A 14,578-nucleotide genomic window follows, 5' to 3' on the forward strand; every position below is an offset into this window, starting at 1 on the left:
TTGCGCGGACGCGTCGCGGCTGTATAGCGCGGGCAGCGATGATGCAAAGCCACTCCCCCTGGACCGGCCGGCCGATCGTGCTCGTCGGATTGATGGGCGTCGGCAAATCCACCGTCGGTCGCCGTCTGGCGATCCGGCTGGCGGTGCCGTTCGTCGATGCCGATCACGAAATCGAATCGGCCGCCGGCATGACCGTGGCCGAGATATTCGAACGATTCGGCGAACCCTATTTCCGCGATGGCGAACGCCGCGTGATCGGCCGGCTGATGGACGGCGCGCCCAAGGTGATCGCCACCGGGGGCGGCGCCTTCATCGACGAGACGACGCGGGCGCTGATCCTCGATCAATCGACCGCGATCTGGCTGAACGCGCATCCCGATGTGCTGGCCGAGCGCGTCCGCCGCCGCGATACCCGCCCGCTGCTGCGCGGACGCGATCCGCGACGCGTGCTCGCCGACCTCGCGGTCGCACGCGATCCGTTCTACGCGCAGGCTCATATCCATGTGTCGAGCCAGCGCGGCCCGCATGAAACCACCGTGGCGGCGATCTTGAAGGCAATCGGACGATGATGATGGAAGCGGCTGAGAACGTGGCGGAGCGCGTGACGGAACGGAGCATCCGGGTCGAACTAGGCGATCGCAGCTATCCCGTTCTGATCGCCGCCGGCCTGCTGGGCCGTGCCGCCGCGCATCTGGCGCCGCTGGCGCGCGGGCGGACGATGGCGATCGTGACGGACGGGAATGTCGGCCGGCATCTCGCCACCTTGCAAGCCGCGCTCGGCGAGGCGGGCGTCGCGAGCGAGGCGCTGGTGCTGCCGCCGGGCGAGGCGACCAAGAGCTGGTCCAGTCTGGCACGGGTCTGCGACTGGCTGCTGGCACTGGGGGTCGAGCGCGGCGACCATGTCGTGGCGCTGGGCGGCGGCGTGATCGGCGATCTCGTCGGTTTCGCCTGCGCCATCCTGAAGCGTGGTTGCGGCTTCGTGCAGATCCCCACCACGTTGCTGGCGCAGGTCGATTCGTCGGTGGGCGGCAAGACCGCGATCAATACCGCCGCAGGCAAAAACCTGATCGGTGCCTTTTATCAGCCTGGTCTGGTGCTGATCGATCCCGAGGTTCTCGACACGCTGCCCGCGCGCGAGCTGCGGGCGGGTTATGCCGAGGTCGTCAAATATGGCCTGATCGACGATCCGGCGTTCTTCGAGTGGTGCGAGGCGAACGGTGCCGCGCTGCTGGCGGGCGATGCCGCCGCCCGCGAATATGCGATCGCGCATTCGGTGGCGGCGAAGGCGCGGATCGTGGCGGCGGACGAGCATGAGACGACCGGGCTGCGGGCGCTGCTCAATCTCGGCCACACCTTCGGCCATGCTTTGGAAGCGGAAGCGGGTTTCGATGGCAGCCTGATCCACGGCGAGGGCGTGGCGGCGGGGATCGCCCTCGCCTATCGATACTCCGCCGTGACCGGTCTTTGCGACATGGCGGATGCGGACCGGGTGGCGGCGCATTTCCGGACGGTCGGCCTGCCCGACGGGCTTGCCGCCTCGGGTATCCGGGCAAGCGGCGCGCGGCTGGTCGACCATATGCGTCACGACAAGAAGATGGCAGCCGGCACCCTGCCGTTCCTGCTGGCGCGCGGCATCGGCCGGACCTTCCTGGATCGGACCGTCGATCTCGGCGACGTCGAACGCTTTCTCGACGCACAGCCACGCTGATGCCCAACGGCGTCGACAAGCAGCACCTGCCGACCAAAATCTGTCCGGCGTGCAACCGTCCCTTCACCTGGCGCAAGAAATGGGCGCGTGATTGGGATCAGGTCGTCTATTGTTCGGATGCCTGCCGCCGCAAACGTTGATGCGCACCTAAAAGAACAGGGGCAAGTAAACTTAGGCATAACGACAATATACGACGGTATGATTGCCCCGATTAGATACGGTTATTGGCAAATCGGATATTGATACGTCCCAAATGTCGATACTATACATGCCTTACTGACCATTAGGTTGGTGATGGGGCGCAGTCGATGAACTTTGATCCACGTTTATACGACATATCTGTTTTGAAGCACGGTCATGCCGACGTTCGGGATGAACCGGTCCAGCGGGACGCGCGACATCGTCGGGCGGCGAATGCGGACGGCCCTGCCCCCTTATCCAACCGGGATCGCAAGGAACGTCACGTGACCGCCACTATCGTACCACCCGCCGAACTGTTTCTTCGCGAGACGGCAATCCGGGGCGGCATGGATTTGATGTTCTTCGCCCATAGCCGCCATCTTCGCCGGGCCGATGACGAACTGGCACGCGTCGGTCTGGGCCGCGCACATCATCGCGTACTGTATTTCGTCGCACGCAAGCCCGACATGACGGTCGGCGAATTGCTGACGATCCTGGCGATCGCCAAGCAGTCGCTGGCCCGCGTCGCGCGGGAATTGACCGAGAAGGGCTTGCTGACGCAGCGGCCGGGCGTGCGCGACCGGCGGCAACGGCTGATCGCGCTGACGCCGGCCGGCGAAGCGCTGGAACGCGAACTCTTCACCCTGCTGCGGAGCAATATGGCCGATGCCTATGCCGCCTCGGGCGGCACGGCGGTCACCGGCTTCTGGACGGTCATGCAGAACCTGATGGGCGAAGAGGCACGCCTGCTGTTCAGCGCGCTCCATCGCAACGACCCCCTGCCGGCGACGGGCGCACGGTCAGTCGCCCGGGCTGGTGCCGACGCCTAACGCTCGACGGCGTCCGCCAGCAGACCGACCGACAGCGCGTAGAAGTTCGAACAGTTGTAATCGAGGATGACTCGGTAATTTCCGGTCAGCAGATATGCGGTCGCACCCTCGCCGTCCGGTTCGATCAACGTCGCCTGCACATCGTCGGCCGGCCAGGCACGTCCCTGCGGCACCATGCCCAGCGCGCGCCATTCGGCCATCGACCGCCAGCCGCTATGCCGTTGGAACACGCGCGGGCAACGGGGGCTGGCGAGCGTATTGCTGGCCAGCGTCCGATTATACCCACCCGGCACGTTGACCGCGAAGCCCCATGGCTGGCCGGGTCGCCAGCCCGCGTCGGTGAAGTAATTGGCGATCGAGGCAAGGGTATCGGGCTGGCTGTTCCAGATATCGGCGCGACCATCGCCGTCACCGTCGCGCGCGAGACGGAGGTAGATCGAGGGCAGGAACTGCGGATTGCCGGTCGCGCCGGCCCAACTGCCCTTCAATTGCGAACGCGGCGTGCCACGGTCGATCATCTTCAGCGCGGCGATCAATTCGCCCTCGAACAGCGGTCGACGGCGTCCTTCGAAGGCAAGGCTGGCGAGGGAGCGGACGAGATCGAAATTGCCGGTGTAGGAACCGTAGTTCGTCTCATGCCCCCAGATCGCGACCATGATCGACTCGGGCACGCCCGTCTCGCGTTCGATGGCGGACAGGCGCGATCGCTGGGCCTGATAGACGGAACGACCACGGTCGATGCGCGCGGCATCGACATGGTCGGCGCGGTACGGCGCGAACGGCGAGAAGCTGGTGCTGAGCACGTTGCCCGGCTGGCCGCGATCGAGTTCGACGACGCGGGTGTTAAGCGTCAGGCCGGCAAACTCGCGATCGATCGTCGCCGGCGCGACGCCCTGGGCGATGGCGCGGGTGCGGACACCGACCAGATAGGACTGGAAGGGATCGTCCTGCGCCGCGACTGGCGCGGCGACGGCAACGATGGCGAGGGCGGCGATACGCGCCGACTGGATAGCCCACATGCCTCCGCTTGTCGCGGCGCGAGGCCGTTACGGCAACCCCCGATCGTCGCCGGGCTTGCACGGGCCAGCGCGGACGCTATCGGGAGGATACCGGAGAGATGGCCGAGTGGTTTAAGGCAGCGGTCTTGAAAACCGCCGTAGGTTAACGCCTACCGTGGGTTCGAATCCCACTCTCTCCGCCATCCCTGTCGAAGGGAATTGCCGATGGTGGATCGGGTCGCCTCGTGTTCGTGCGGGCAATTGCGGATCACGGTGTCCGGCGAGCCGCTGGGCGTCGGCGTGTGCCATTGCCTTGCCTGCCAGCGACGGACGGGCAGCGTCTTCGCGGCGCTGGCCCGGTTTGCCGGCCCCTATCGGGTGTCCGGCGAGGCGAGGGAGTTCGTGCGCGTCGGGGATCAGGGGGCGGCTTTCACGTTCCGGTTCTGCCCGGTCTGCGGCACCAACCTGTTCGATACCGAGGATGGCGAGACGGGGACGGTGTCCGTCGCCGTCGGCGCGTTCGGCGATCCTGATTTCCCGGCACCGACCGTCGAGGTCTATGCTGTACGGCGGCATCGGTGGGTGCGAATGCCGGATGGCATCGTGACGTACCCGCGCGATCCCGATTGAGGCGGACATGAAAAGGCCGGCCCGCTTTCGCGGACCGGCCTGTTCGTCACGGCAGAGCCGGTTACTTGCGGAGCGAGAGACCGCCGCCGAAGCGCTTGTTGAAGCGGGCGACCTGGCCGCCGGTGTCGAGCATCGTGCCGCGACCGCCGGTCCAGGCCGGATGCGCGAGCGGATCGATGTCGAGCGTCATCAGATCGCCTTCCTTACCCCAGGTCGACCGGGTTTCGAAGACGGTGCCGTCCGTCATCTGAACGCGGATCGTGTGATAGTCGGGATGCGTATCGGTCTTCATGGGGTAGCTCCTGATATGGCTGGTTCCGACCAGCCGAAGGACAAGGCGGGGCGCTTAGCGGCACCGCCGGCATAAGTCAAAATTCGCTATCTTCACGCAGATGGCGGATCGGCGATCATCGCGGTAAAGTTAGCTTCCGCAACGACTTGGCCGTCGATCTTCGCAACGCCTGCGAACTTGCAGACGCTGGACCGCTTTTGCACGAACGTGGCTTCCAGGCGGAGCAGGACGCCGGGTTCGACCGGCTTCCTGAACTTCGCCCCGTCGATCGCCATGAAGTAGACCAGCTTGCCCGAGCCGGCGAGGCCGAGGCTTTCGACCGCGAGGATGCCGGCCGCCTGCGCCAGCGCCTCGACGATCAACACGCCGGGCATGATCGGGCGGCCGGGGAAATGCCCCTGGAAGAACTGTTCGTTCATCGTCACCGCCTTGATGGCGGCGATCCGCTTGTCGATCACCAGTTCCTCGACACGATCGACGAGGAGCAGGGGATAACGATGCGGAAGAGCCGCCATGACCCGTCCGATATCGAACGGGCCAAGGACGGTTTCCGGTGCAGCGGCGACGGTATCGGTCACCGGCTGCGCTCAGCGGCCGCCGGGCTGGGCCGGACGCGCGGCCGGCGTGGCGGCGGCCGGCGCGGCACCAGCCGCGGGTGCCGCGCCCTGCTGCTGCTGACCGGGTTGCCAGTTGGCGGGCGGCGTGATGCCGACGGTCGGCACCAGACGGTCCAGCTCGGTCGTGATCGCGGCGGTCACGTCGGCGGTGGGGTTGGCGAACAGCGCCGCATCCGGACGCAGCAGCAGGCTGACGTTACGGGTGCGGACGACGGCCTGAACGGCTTCGGGCAGGCGGTTCGATATCTGCTCGATCGCGTAGGCCTGCGCGCGCTGGGCCGGGGCGGTCAGGCGGGTGAGTTCGGCCTGTGCCGCCTGCTCACGGGTCTGGATAGCCTGTGCCTGCGTCTGCAACGCGGCCTGATTGGCGTTCGGCGCTGCACGGGCGGTGTTGAATGCGGTCACGAGCGGCTGAAGCTCACGCTGCACGGCTTCGCGGCGGGTGTTCGCCTGGTCGAGCTGCGCCTTGTAGGTCGTCTCGATCTGGCCACGGGCAGCGGCCCATGCCTTCGAATTGCCGACCGCACCCTCTGGATTGGCGACGGCAATGCCGCCGACCTGGGCCGAGGCGGTGGTGGCGATGGCCGGTGCGACGAGCGCGGCGGCGAGGAGGAGCGTCTTGAAGGTCATCAGAACTGGGTTCCTACGTTGAAGGTGATGAGTTTGTCGTCGTCGCCCTTCTGCTTGATCAGCGCGCGGGCGAGATCGATACGCAGAGGGCCGAACGGCGAATTCCAGTTGACGCCGACGCCGACGGTGATGCGCGGCCGCGCCGAATTGCCGAGGAAATTTTCGACGAAGGGTTGCGTGGTCACGGCGTCGTTATTGGAGGTGCCCGAGCAGGTGCCGCCGAGCGTTGCCGAATAACCCCTAGCGCATGTCGTCTGCTGTCCGGCATTGGCCGCTTCAGTGGTCGGGACCGTATAAAGCGCCAATGTCTGGTTGTTGACGATCGTCGTAACCGGCGCGCCGATCAGGGTCGGCGACCCATCAGGATTGATCCGCAAGACGCCATTGGCATCACGAAGCTGCGTAAATTCCGTCGTCGCTCGTGGCCGCGTCAGGCTGAACAGGCTGCCCGCCTGCGCATAAATGGACGGCCGCAGCCCGAGTTCGCGCGCACCGGAGCCGAGCGGAATTTCGAGTTCGATGCGGCCCAAATAATAGGCCTTGCCGCCCAAGGGATCGTCGATGATCTGATTGCGATCGGTGACCATCGACTGAACCCCGGTGACCGGATCAGTAATCAGCGGCGTCCGCTGGATACGCGGACCGACGCCGCGGATGTTGAAGCCGCGGAAGTTCGGTTCGCCCAGATAGAAGCGGTCGATGATCCGGACCTTGTCGATCCCCTCGCCCCGGCTCTTTTCGAGCGACTTGATATAGCCGCCCTCACCCAGGAACGAGAGGACGAAGCCGCTGCCGAGCCCCTTATACTTCGCGACCTCGAACCGGCTGCGGATATACTTCACGTCGCCGCCCAGACCGGCGAAATCCTGGCTGAACGAGAAGCGCGTGCCGGCGGTGGGACGCAGGCCGCTGTTGAGGCTGTTGTAGATCAGCGAGTAACCGATCGACGAGGTCCACCGATTGCCCAGCTGTTCGCAGAGATAACGACCGACGGTGGCGTCGCTGCACTGGCCGTTGATGAGCAGGCTGCTGTCCAGCCCGACCTCGTCATAGGACAGGCCGTAGCGACCCGACAGCGACCAGTATTCGGTCAGCGGCACGCCCGAGCGGATCTGGAACCCGGTCGACACCTGATTGTACAGCTGATTGCGATCGCCATTGGTGGTGAAGTTGAACTGGTTGAAATCGCGGCGGAACAGGTCGACGCCGACCGCGATGTTCTTGTCGAACAGATACGGCTCGGTGAAGCCCAGCTCGACCGACTTCTGATAGCTGGAATAGTTGACGCCGGCGCGCAGCTCCTGCCCCTTGCCGCGGAAATTGCGCTGGGTGATGTTGGCCTGCACGATGAATCGTTCGAGCGACGAATAGCCGGCCGACAACTGCAACTCGCCGGTCGATTTTTCCTCGACGGGCGCTTCCAGCAGGATGCGGTCGGGGGCGCTGCCGGGGCTGCGCTTGATCTCGAACTTGTCCTGGAAGAAGCCCAGCGAGTTGATGCGATCCTGCGACCGCTTGATCTGGAAATCGTTGAACGCGTCACCCTCGGCGAGACGCATCTCGCGACGGACGACCTTGTCCTGCGTCTGCGTGTTGCCGTTGATGTCGATACGCTCGACATAAGTGCGCTGCGCCTGCGCGATGTGGAAATTGATCCCCATCGTGAGCGTTTCGCGATCGCGCTGGAATTCCGGATCGACGTTGGTGAAGGCATAGCCGAACAGACCGGCGGTCTGCGACAGGCTATCGACCGAGTCCTCGACCAGCTTCGCATTGTACCAGTCGCCCTTTTTCGGGGCGAGCGAGGCGGCGAGGCGGGTGTTGTCGAAATCGCGGATTTCGCTGTCGACGGTGACGTCGCCGAATTTGTAGCGCGGGCCCTCCTCGACCACATAGGTGATGATGAAGTCCCGCTTGTCGGGGGTGAGTTCCGCCACCGCGCTGGTCACACGAAAATCTGCATAGCCCTGCGTCAGGTAGAACTGGCGCAGCTTCTGCTGGTCGTAGTTGAGGCGATCCTGATCGTAGCTGGTGTTCGACGACAGGACGCGGAACCAGCGCGACTGCTTGGTCGCCATTTCGCCGCGCAGCGCATCGGCCGAGAATTTTTCGTTGCCGATGATGTTGATCTGGCGGACCTTCGACTTCGATCCTTCCGCGATCTCGAACACGATATCGACGCGGTTCTGGTCGAGGCTGACCATCTTGGGATCGACGACGGCGGCGAACCGGCCCTGACGGCGATACAGCTCGACGATGCGGCCGACATCGGCGCGGACGGCGGTGCGGGTGAAGATCTGGCGGGGGGCGAGCTTCAGTTCCTTCTGGATCTTGTCGCTCTTGATCGCCTTGTTACCCTCCAGAATCACCCGGTTGATGATCGGGTTCTCGCGGATGCGCAGGACGATGTCGCCGCTCTCGACGCCGGAGATCGAATAGTCGGCGAACAGCTCCGACGCCTGAAGATCGACCAGCGCCTGATCGAGCGTCGCGGTGGTGTACGGAATGCCGACACGCAACTTTGTATAGGACAGGACCGTTTCCGGTTCGATGCGCTGCGACCCCTCCACCCGAAGCGAGCGAATCGTGCCGGCGGTGACGGGCGCGGTCGTTGCCTGCCCTGCGGCAGTCGGCGTTGCGGCGGCCGGCGCTGCGGTGGTCGCCGGACGCGGCACGGTGGGCGCGGGACGCACTGGCGCCGCCTGCGCGGCGGGCGCCGGGGCGGTCTGCGCCATCACCGGGACGCCTGCGAGCATCGTGCTCGCCAGCAACGTCACGCCGATCGCCGCGACCTTTTGACCATCATTCTTCACGTACGACCCACCCACGGAAAACAAGATACACGACCCCTGCGGCGTTCGCCCTGCCCCAGACTGTTCAACCGATCAAGCCGGCGAGATTGCGCCAGAGCCCGAACTGACCGAGATCGTTGAGCGTCACGAAGAGCATCAGGGCCAACAGCGCGGCGAGGCCGCCGCGAAACGCCCATTCCTGCACGCGCTGATCGACCGGGCGCCGCCGCACCGCCTCGATCGCGTAGAAGAACAGATGGCCACCATCGAGCATCGGCACTGGCAGCAGGTTGATGAACCCCAGATTGATGGACACCAGCGCGACCAGCCCGATGAACGCCGGCCAGCCGAGCGACATCTGTTCGCCCGACACCTTGGCGATGCGCAGCGGCCCGCCCAGTTCGTCGACCGAGCGGCGGCCGGTGATGATCTGGCCGATCGCGTCGAGCGACCCGCGCACGATCGAGAAGACCTGGATCGTACCCTCGACGGGCGCGCGCCACAGCGAAACGGGGCGATATTCGATCGGCGGGCTGCCGATGCCGACGCGGCCGATCCGATATTCGTTGCCGAAGCGATCGCGCTGTTCCAGCGTGCCGATGGTCAGCGTGGTCGACAGCGGCCGGCCGGCGCGCTCGACATCGATGCGGATCGTCTCCCCCGGACGCATCATCGCATATTGGGCGATGTCGGCGAAGCTCTCCATCGACCGGCCACCAAGCGCGATCAGGCGGTCACCGGGTTGCAGATCGGCCTTGGCGGCCGGGCTGGTCGCGACGATCGCGCCGACGACTGGCGGCGCATAGCGGGTGCCATAGAAGTGGGCGAAGCCGGCGAGGATGACGATCGCGACGACGAAATTGACGACCGGGCCGGCGGCGACAACGATCGCGCGCTGCCAAACGGGCTTGGCCTGAAACGTCCGCTCGCGCTCGGCGGCGGGCAGTGCCAGCCATTCGGCGGTCGGCTGGCTGGCGGGGTTCATGTCGCCGGCGAAGCGGACGTACCCGCCCAGCGGCAGCCAGCCGAGTTTCCAGCGGGTGCCGCGCTTGTCGGTATAGCCGGCGATCTCGCGACCAAAGCCGATCGAGAACGCATCGGCGCCGATGCCGAACCAGCGGCCGGCGAGGTAATGGCCCATCTCGTGCACGAACACGAGCGGACCGATCACCGCCATGAAGGCGAGGATGGTGAGCAGGAAGCCGGGATTGTCGATCAAGCTACGCGATCCTCTACGCGCTCGCCCGCCAATATCCGCGCCTCGGCGTCGACGGCGATGACCGCGTCGAGCGTTTCCGGCGCGGGCGGATCGTAGCGTTCCAGCGTATGTTCCACGATTGCGGCAATTTCGAGGAAGCCGATGCGCCGCGCGAGGAAGGCGGCGACGGCGATCTCGTTGGCGGCGTTCAGGATCGCCGGACGCGCGCCGCCGGCCGCCAGTGCTTCGCGGGCTAGACGCAGGGCGGGGAAGCGGACGGGATCGGGCGCGGCGAAATCGAGGCGGCCGAGCGCGATCAGGTCGAGCGGAGCCATCGGCGTCGCCATGCGATGTGGCCACGCCAGGCAATGCGCGATCGGCACGCGCATGTCCGACGGACCAAGCTGGGCGAGCATCGAACCGTCGACATAATCGACCGCGCTGTGGATGACGGACTGCGGGTGGATGACGATCTCGATCCGGTCGGGGTGGACCGGGAACAGGCGGGCGGCCTCGATCAGTTCGAGGCCCTTATTCATCATCGTCGCCGAATCGACCGATATCTTGGCGCCCATCGACCAGTTGGGATGGGCAACCGCCTGTTCGGGGGTGACACCCGCCATGTCGGCCAGCGACCAATCGCGGAACGGGCCGCCGCTGCATGTCAGGATGATGCGGCGGACGGCGCGCGCCTGATCGGGGGCGAAGCACTGGAAGATCGCATTGTGCTCGCTGTCGGCGGGCAGCAGCGTCGCACCGGAGGCGGCGGCGGCGGCGAGGATGACCTCGCCGGCGGACACCAGCGGCTCCTTGTTGGCAAGGACGACGGTGCCCCCCTGCCCGACCGCGGCCATGACGGGTTCGAGGCCGGCGCAACCGACGATCGCGCCCATCGTCCAGTCGGCACCGGAGCGCGCGGCATCGATGATCGCGGCGCGGCCACCGGCCACGTGCGTGGCGGTGCCGGCGAGCGCGGCGCGGAGATCGGGGAGGCAGGCCTCGTCGGCCACCACCGCCAGTTCGGCACCGGTGCGGCGGGCGGCGGCGGCTAGTTTCGCGACGTCGCAATTGGCGGTGAGCGCGCGGACGCGGAACTTGTCCGGCTCGCGCTCGATCAGGTCGAGCGTCGAGGTGCCGACCGAGCCGGTGGCGCCGAGGATGGTGACGGTTCTCACAGAGCCTGCCTTATCCGAACAGTTGCGGCAGGACCACGAGCAACGCGGCGACGGGCGCGACGGGGACGATGCCGTCGAGCCGGTCGAGGACGCCGCCATGACCGGGCAGGACGTTGCCGCTGTCCTTCATCCCGGCGCGACGCTTCAGCGCGCTTTCGTACAGGTCGCCGCCCTGCGCCAGCACGGCGAGGAACGGCGTCGCGATGACAAGGCGGAAGGGCAGGCCGGAGCCGACGTGCAGCGCAAAAGCGAAGATCGTGGCGAGCACGACGCCGCCGATCAGGCCCGACCACGTCTTGGCGGGGCTGATCCGCGGCGCGAGCTTTGGCCCGCCCAGCGAGCGGCCGGTGAAGAACGCGCCGATATCGGTCGCCCAGACGAGCGCCAGCGCCCAGAGCGTCAGGACGAGGCCATCGGGCTGTTGCCGGATCAGCAGCAGCGCGAATACCGGCAGGCCGACATAGGCCGCCCCGAAAGCGAGACCCGCGTTGCGATGCACGATGGCGATGAAGAAAAACGCCGCGCCGAGCAGACCGAGGACGAAGAAATGCGGCCCCGCCGCGATCGGCGCCATGATCGCCAGCGGCACGGAGAGGGCGAATTGCGCCATCCGCTTCGTCTTTGCGTCCGCGCCGTGCAGGTCCGCCCATTCCGCCATCATGAACAGCGCCGCGACGACCGCGAGCAGCCAGAACAGGAAATCCCCCGCCACCAGCGCGACCAGCGCGACCGCGATCATCACGACGCTGGCGATCATCCGCAGGCGGAGGTTCGACGGGGTCCTGAGCTTGGCGTCCGGGGTGTCGGGCATCGTGTCAGGCAACGGGACGGGCGTTTCGGTCACAGGCCTCCGTAGCGACGCTGGCGCTGGCCGAAGGCAGCGACCGCGTCGGCCAGCGCATCGGCGCCGAAATCGGGCCAGAGCGTGTCGACGAACAACAGTTCGGCATAAGCCGCCTGCCACAACAGGAAGTTCGACAGGCGCTGTTCGCCCGACGTGCGGATGACGAGGTCGAGCGGCGGCAGGCCGGCGGTGTCGAGTTCCGCCTCGATCGCGGCCTCGTCGATCTGGTCGGCGGGCAGCCGCGCGGCAAGCCGGCGGGCGGCGGCGGCCAGTTCGGCCTGCGCACCGTAATTGAGCGCGATCGCCAGCAACGGCCCGCTGTTGCCGGCGGTGCGCGCGACAGCATCCTCGATCAGCGCGATCAGATCGGGCGAGAAGGCGCGGTAGTCGCCGATGATCCGCAGCCGCACATTCTCGCGCGCCAGTTCGGCGAGGTCGGAGCGGATGAACAGGCGCAGCAGACCCATCAGGTCGCTGACTTCCTCGGCGGGGCGGCGCCAGTTCTCCGACGAGAAGGCATAGAGCGTCAGCGCCTCGATTCCCATCGCGCGCGCGGCGCGGGTAACGCGGCGAACCGCCTCGACCCCCGCCTTGTGACCGGCGAGGCGCGGGAGGTGACGCTGGCGTGCCCAGCGGCCGTTGCCGTCCATGATGATAGCGACGTGGCGGGGGATGGTGGGCGCGTCGGTGGCGAGGATGGGTGCGGTGCTCACTTCTCCCCTCCCGCTTTCGGGAGGGTTCGGGGGTGGGCTTGAATGACAGACGCGGGCCCTTGTTGACAGGCCCACCCCCAGCCCCTCCCGCGAGCGGGAGGGGAGCAGAACTGCACCCGGATGCTCACTTGCCCAGGATTTCCTTTTCCTTCGACGACGACGCGGCGTCGATGTCGGCGATGGTCTTGTCGGTGACCTTCTGCAACTCGGTTTCGTGGCGCTTGCGCTCGTCCTCGCCGAAGACGTTCTTCTTCTCGTCGGTCTTCAGGCTGTCCATGCCGTCGCGGCGCACGTTGCGCGCGGCGATGCGGGCCTTTTCGGCGTACTGGCTGGCGAGCTTGGCGAGTTCCTTGCGGCGCTCCTCGGTCAGGTCGGGGATCGGCAGGCGCAAGGTCTGGCCGTCGTTGATCGGGTTCAGGCCTAGCCCGGCCGACCGGATCGCCTTTTCCACCGAACTGACGTTCGTCTTGTCCCACACCTGCACGGTCAACATCCGGGGTTCGGGTGCCGAGACGGTCGCAACCTGGGTCAGCGGCATGTGGCTGCCATAGACCTCGACGTTGACGGGATCGAGCAGTGTCGTGGAGGCGCGACCGGTGCGCAGGCCGCCGAGATCATGCTTTAGTGCGTCGACCGCGCCGGTCATGCGGCGCTGGATATCGGCCTTGTCATAGGCGGGCATCAATTCGTTTCCTTTTTCGATTTCTTAGGCGTCGATGCTCTGGGCAGATTGCCGAACGCTGTAATCTTTCTGTCGATTTTTATCTTACGACCGACTTTGATCCCGCCAGATTTTTTAGGTTTGGCCACTGGATCGGAAGATACCTGAGACGCTTCAGCCTCGACACTCTGGACGATCGTGGAAATGCCTTCGCCGGCGAGGACGGCGGCGAAATTGCCGTGCTCGCGGATGTTGAAGACGACGATCGGGATATTGTTGTCACGGCACAGCGCGATGGCGGAGGCGTCCATGACCTTCAGGTCATCGGACAGGACCCGCGAATAGCTGACGGTTTCATAACGCGTCGCGGTCGGCACCTTTTTCGGGTCGGCATCATAGACGCCGTCGACCGAGGTGCCCTTGAACAGCGCATCGCACTTCATTTCGGCGGCGCGCAACGCGGCGCCGCTATCGGTGGTGAAGAAGGGCGAGCCGACGCCAGCGGCGAAGATCACGACGCGGCCCTTTTCGAGATGGCGTTCGGCGCGACGGCGGATGAAGGGTTCGCACACCGACGACATTGGGATCGCCGACTGGACGCGGGTATCGACACCGATCTGTTCGAGCGCATTCTGGACGGCCAGCGCATTCATGACGGTGGCGAGCATGCCCATGTAATCGGCGGTCGCGCGCTCGATGCCCTTGGCGGCGGCGGACAGGCCACGGAAGATGTTGCCACCACCGACGACGACGCACAGTTCATACCCCTGCGCGCGGACACCGGCGATCTCGCCGGCGACGCGGGCGGTGACATCCGGATCGATGGCGAGGCCATTCTCACCCATCAGGACTTCGCCCGACAGTTTCAGCAAAATACGTTTGAAGCGGGGTTCGGTCATGCGTCTCTATGTGTTGGGGGAAGCGGCGCGGACCTTAGGCGGGGCGGGTGCGCGGGGCAACCGTGTGTGGCGGGAGTTTGGCTTGGGGAGGCGGTAGAGAGAGAGAGAGAGAGAGAGACGATGTTCGCGCGGAGGCGCAGAGGACGCGGAGGTGAACCGCATGCCGCGACCTTCCGCTGTCATCACTCCGGCATGAGGAATGAGGCGCGGGCGTAACCTGAAGTAACCCCTCAGCGTCCTCCGCGCGTCCGCGCGACCCAAATCTTCTTTCGGCGCGGATCGTCGTGAAACGATTTGTAAATACGACCTCGTCAGCGCGACGCCTCCCGATCCGTCATGCCAGCGAACGCTGGCATCTCTCCGCCGCGGGCAGAGCGATCGAGCCTCATTGGGAGATCCCAGCTTTCGCTG

The 14,578-nt window shown here is 66.0% G+C and carries 15 protein-coding genes, 1 tRNA gene and 1 pseudogene; 6 read left to right on the plus strand and 11 right to left on the minus strand.

The annotated features are described in order from the left end of the window. Positions 1-38 precede the first annotated feature (38 nt). The 4 genes from JAO74_RS05125 (at position 39) to JAO74_RS05140 (ending at position 2,718) form a co-directional block, all read left to right on the plus strand. Positions 39-569 (plus strand): shikimate kinase, encoded by a 531-nt coding sequence (locus JAO74_RS05125; protein WP_056526038.1) that lies wholly within the window; start codon positions 39-41, stop codon positions 567-569. Beyond that, entirely contained in the window at positions 566-1,708 is a 1,143-nt protein-coding gene (gene aroB, locus JAO74_RS05130) for a 3-dehydroquinate synthase (RefSeq protein WP_233150676.1), read from the plus strand. Before JAO74_RS05125 ends, aroB begins: the two co-directional genes overlap by 4 nt. Then, on the plus strand, positions 1,708-1,848 hold the full coding sequence (locus JAO74_RS05135; RefSeq protein ID WP_082543289.1) for a DUF2256 domain-containing protein: 141 nt from the start codon (positions 1,708-1,710) through the stop codon (positions 1,846-1,848). Before aroB ends, JAO74_RS05135 begins: the two co-directional genes overlap by 1 nt. 324 nt (positions 1,849-2,172) lie before the next feature. Further along, complete coding sequence (locus JAO74_RS05140) at positions 2,173-2,718, plus strand: MarR family winged helix-turn-helix transcriptional regulator (RefSeq protein ID WP_416194285.1); 546 nt, start codon at positions 2,173-2,175, stop codon at positions 2,716-2,718. Here the strand turns inward: JAO74_RS05140 and JAO74_RS05145 are convergent. Further along, positions 2,715-3,737: a lytic murein transglycosylase gene (locus tag JAO74_RS05145; protein ID WP_199035787.1), complete on the minus strand. Its 1,023-nt coding sequence runs from the start codon at positions 3,735-3,737 to the stop codon at positions 2,715-2,717. The two genes, JAO74_RS05140 and JAO74_RS05145, sit on opposite strands and share 4 nt — an antisense overlap. Before the next feature lie 92 nt (positions 3,738-3,829). Between JAO74_RS05145 and JAO74_RS05150 the strand changes: the two genes are divergently transcribed. Both JAO74_RS05150 and JAO74_RS05155 read left to right on the plus strand, forming a co-directional pair. After that, positions 3,830-3,919 (plus strand) — tRNA-Ser (locus JAO74_RS05150). A 22-nt stretch (positions 3,920-3,941) separates the two neighbouring features. Continuing rightward, positions 3,942-4,346: a GFA family protein gene (locus JAO74_RS05155; RefSeq protein WP_199035789.1), complete on the plus strand. Its 405-nt coding sequence runs from the start codon at positions 3,942-3,944 to the stop codon at positions 4,344-4,346. A 61-nt stretch (positions 4,347-4,407) separates the two neighbouring features. On the opposite strand, the gene rpmE is transcribed toward JAO74_RS05155, so the two are convergent. The 10 genes and pseudogenes from rpmE to pyrH form a co-directional block, all read right to left on the minus strand. Then, a complete protein-coding gene (rpmE, locus tag JAO74_RS05160; RefSeq protein ID WP_199035792.1) occupies positions 4,408-4,638 on the minus strand; it encodes a 50S ribosomal protein L31 in 231 nt (76 codons plus the stop codon). Positions 4,639-4,730: 92 nt separating this feature from the next. Continuing rightward, entirely contained in the window at positions 4,731-5,216 is a 486-nt protein-coding gene (fabZ, locus tag JAO74_RS05165) for a 3-hydroxyacyl-ACP dehydratase FabZ (protein WP_332908733.1), read from the minus strand. Between the two features lie 9 nt (positions 5,217-5,225). Continuing rightward, on the minus strand, positions 5,226-5,885 hold the full coding sequence (locus tag JAO74_RS05170; RefSeq protein ID WP_199035794.1) for an OmpH family outer membrane protein: 660 nt from the start codon (positions 5,883-5,885) through the stop codon (positions 5,226-5,228). Beyond that, positions 5,885-8,641, minus strand: coding sequence for an outer membrane protein assembly factor BamA (bamA, locus tag JAO74_RS05175; protein WP_199036093.1), 2,757 nt, complete (start codon positions 8,639-8,641; stop codon positions 5,885-5,887). The genes JAO74_RS05170 and bamA overlap by 1 nt, the downstream gene beginning before the upstream one ends. 121 nt (positions 8,642-8,762) lie before the next feature. After that, complete coding sequence (gene rseP / locus JAO74_RS05180; RefSeq protein ID WP_199035797.1) at positions 8,763-9,896, minus strand: RIP metalloprotease RseP; 1,134 nt, start codon at positions 9,894-9,896, stop codon at positions 8,763-8,765. Beyond that, the gene (gene dxr / locus JAO74_RS05185) at positions 9,893-11,050 is read right to left on the minus strand and encodes a 1-deoxy-D-xylulose-5-phosphate reductoisomerase (RefSeq protein ID WP_199035799.1); all 1,158 of its coding nucleotides are present in this window, start codon (positions 11,048-11,050) and stop codon (positions 9,893-9,895) included. Before dxr ends, rseP begins: the two co-directional genes overlap by 4 nt. Before the next feature lie 10 nt (positions 11,051-11,060). After that, positions 11,061-11,861 carry a phosphatidate cytidylyltransferase gene (locus JAO74_RS05190; protein WP_199036094.1) on the minus strand — a complete coding sequence of 267 codons (801 nt, stop codon included), beginning with the start codon at positions 11,859-11,861 and terminating at the stop codon, positions 11,061-11,063. A gap of 29 nt (positions 11,862-11,890) precedes the next feature. Then, on the minus strand, positions 11,891-12,607 hold the full coding sequence (locus tag JAO74_RS05195) for an isoprenyl transferase (protein ID WP_199035801.1): 717 nt from the start codon (positions 12,605-12,607) through the stop codon (positions 11,891-11,893). 124 nt (positions 12,608-12,731) lie between these two features. Continuing rightward, the gene (gene frr, locus JAO74_RS05200) at positions 12,732-13,289 is read right to left on the minus strand and encodes a ribosome recycling factor (protein ID WP_199035804.1); all 558 of its coding nucleotides are present in this window, start codon (positions 13,287-13,289) and stop codon (positions 12,732-12,734) included. A 164-nt stretch (positions 13,290-13,453) separates the two neighbouring features. Next, a pseudogene (pyrH, locus tag JAO74_RS05205) lies at positions 13,454-14,167 on the minus strand (UMP kinase); the annotation flags it as partial. Between the last annotated feature and the right edge of the window lie 411 nt (positions 14,168-14,578).

This window comes from Sphingomonas mollis, assembly GCF_016427505.1.
Classification (GTDB): domain Bacteria; phylum Pseudomonadota; class Alphaproteobacteria; order Sphingomonadales; family Sphingomonadaceae; genus Sphingomonas; species Sphingomonas mollis.

Bases quoted from the DNA above. Each gene is read 5' to 3' on its own strand.
- frr (WP_199035804.1), bottom strand. From the start codon at position 13,289: ATGCCCGCCTATGACAAGGCCGATATCCAGCGCCGCATGACCGGCGCG.
- JAO74_RS05145 (WP_199035787.1), bottom strand. From the start codon at position 3,737: ATGTGGGCTATCCAGTCGGCGCGTATCGCCGCCCTCGCCATCGTTGCC.
- JAO74_RS05190 (WP_199036094.1), bottom strand. From the start codon at position 11,861: ATGCCCGACACCCCGGACGCCAAGCTCAGGACCCCGTCGAACCTCCGC.
- JAO74_RS05170 (WP_199035794.1), bottom strand. From the start codon at position 5,885: ATGACCTTCAAGACGCTCCTCCTCGCCGCCGCGCTCGTCGCACCGGCC.
- bamA (WP_199036093.1), bottom strand. From the start codon at position 8,641: ATGCTCGCAGGCGTCCCGGTGATGGCGCAGACCGCCCCGGCGCCCGCC.
- JAO74_RS05135 (WP_082543289.1), top strand. From the start codon at position 1,708: ATGCCCAACGGCGTCGACAAGCAGCACCTGCCGACCAAAATCTGTCCG.
- JAO74_RS05155 (WP_199035789.1), top strand. From the start codon at position 3,942: ATGGTGGATCGGGTCGCCTCGTGTTCGTGCGGGCAATTGCGGATCACG.
- aroB (WP_233150676.1), top strand. From the start codon at position 566: ATGATGATGGAAGCGGCTGAGAACGTGGCGGAGCGCGTGACGGAACGG.
- JAO74_RS05125 (WP_056526038.1), top strand. From the start codon at position 39: ATGATGCAAAGCCACTCCCCCTGGACCGGCCGGCCGATCGTGCTCGTC.
- rpmE (WP_199035792.1), bottom strand. From the start codon at position 4,638: ATGAAGACCGATACGCATCCCGACTATCACACGATCCGCGTTCAGATG.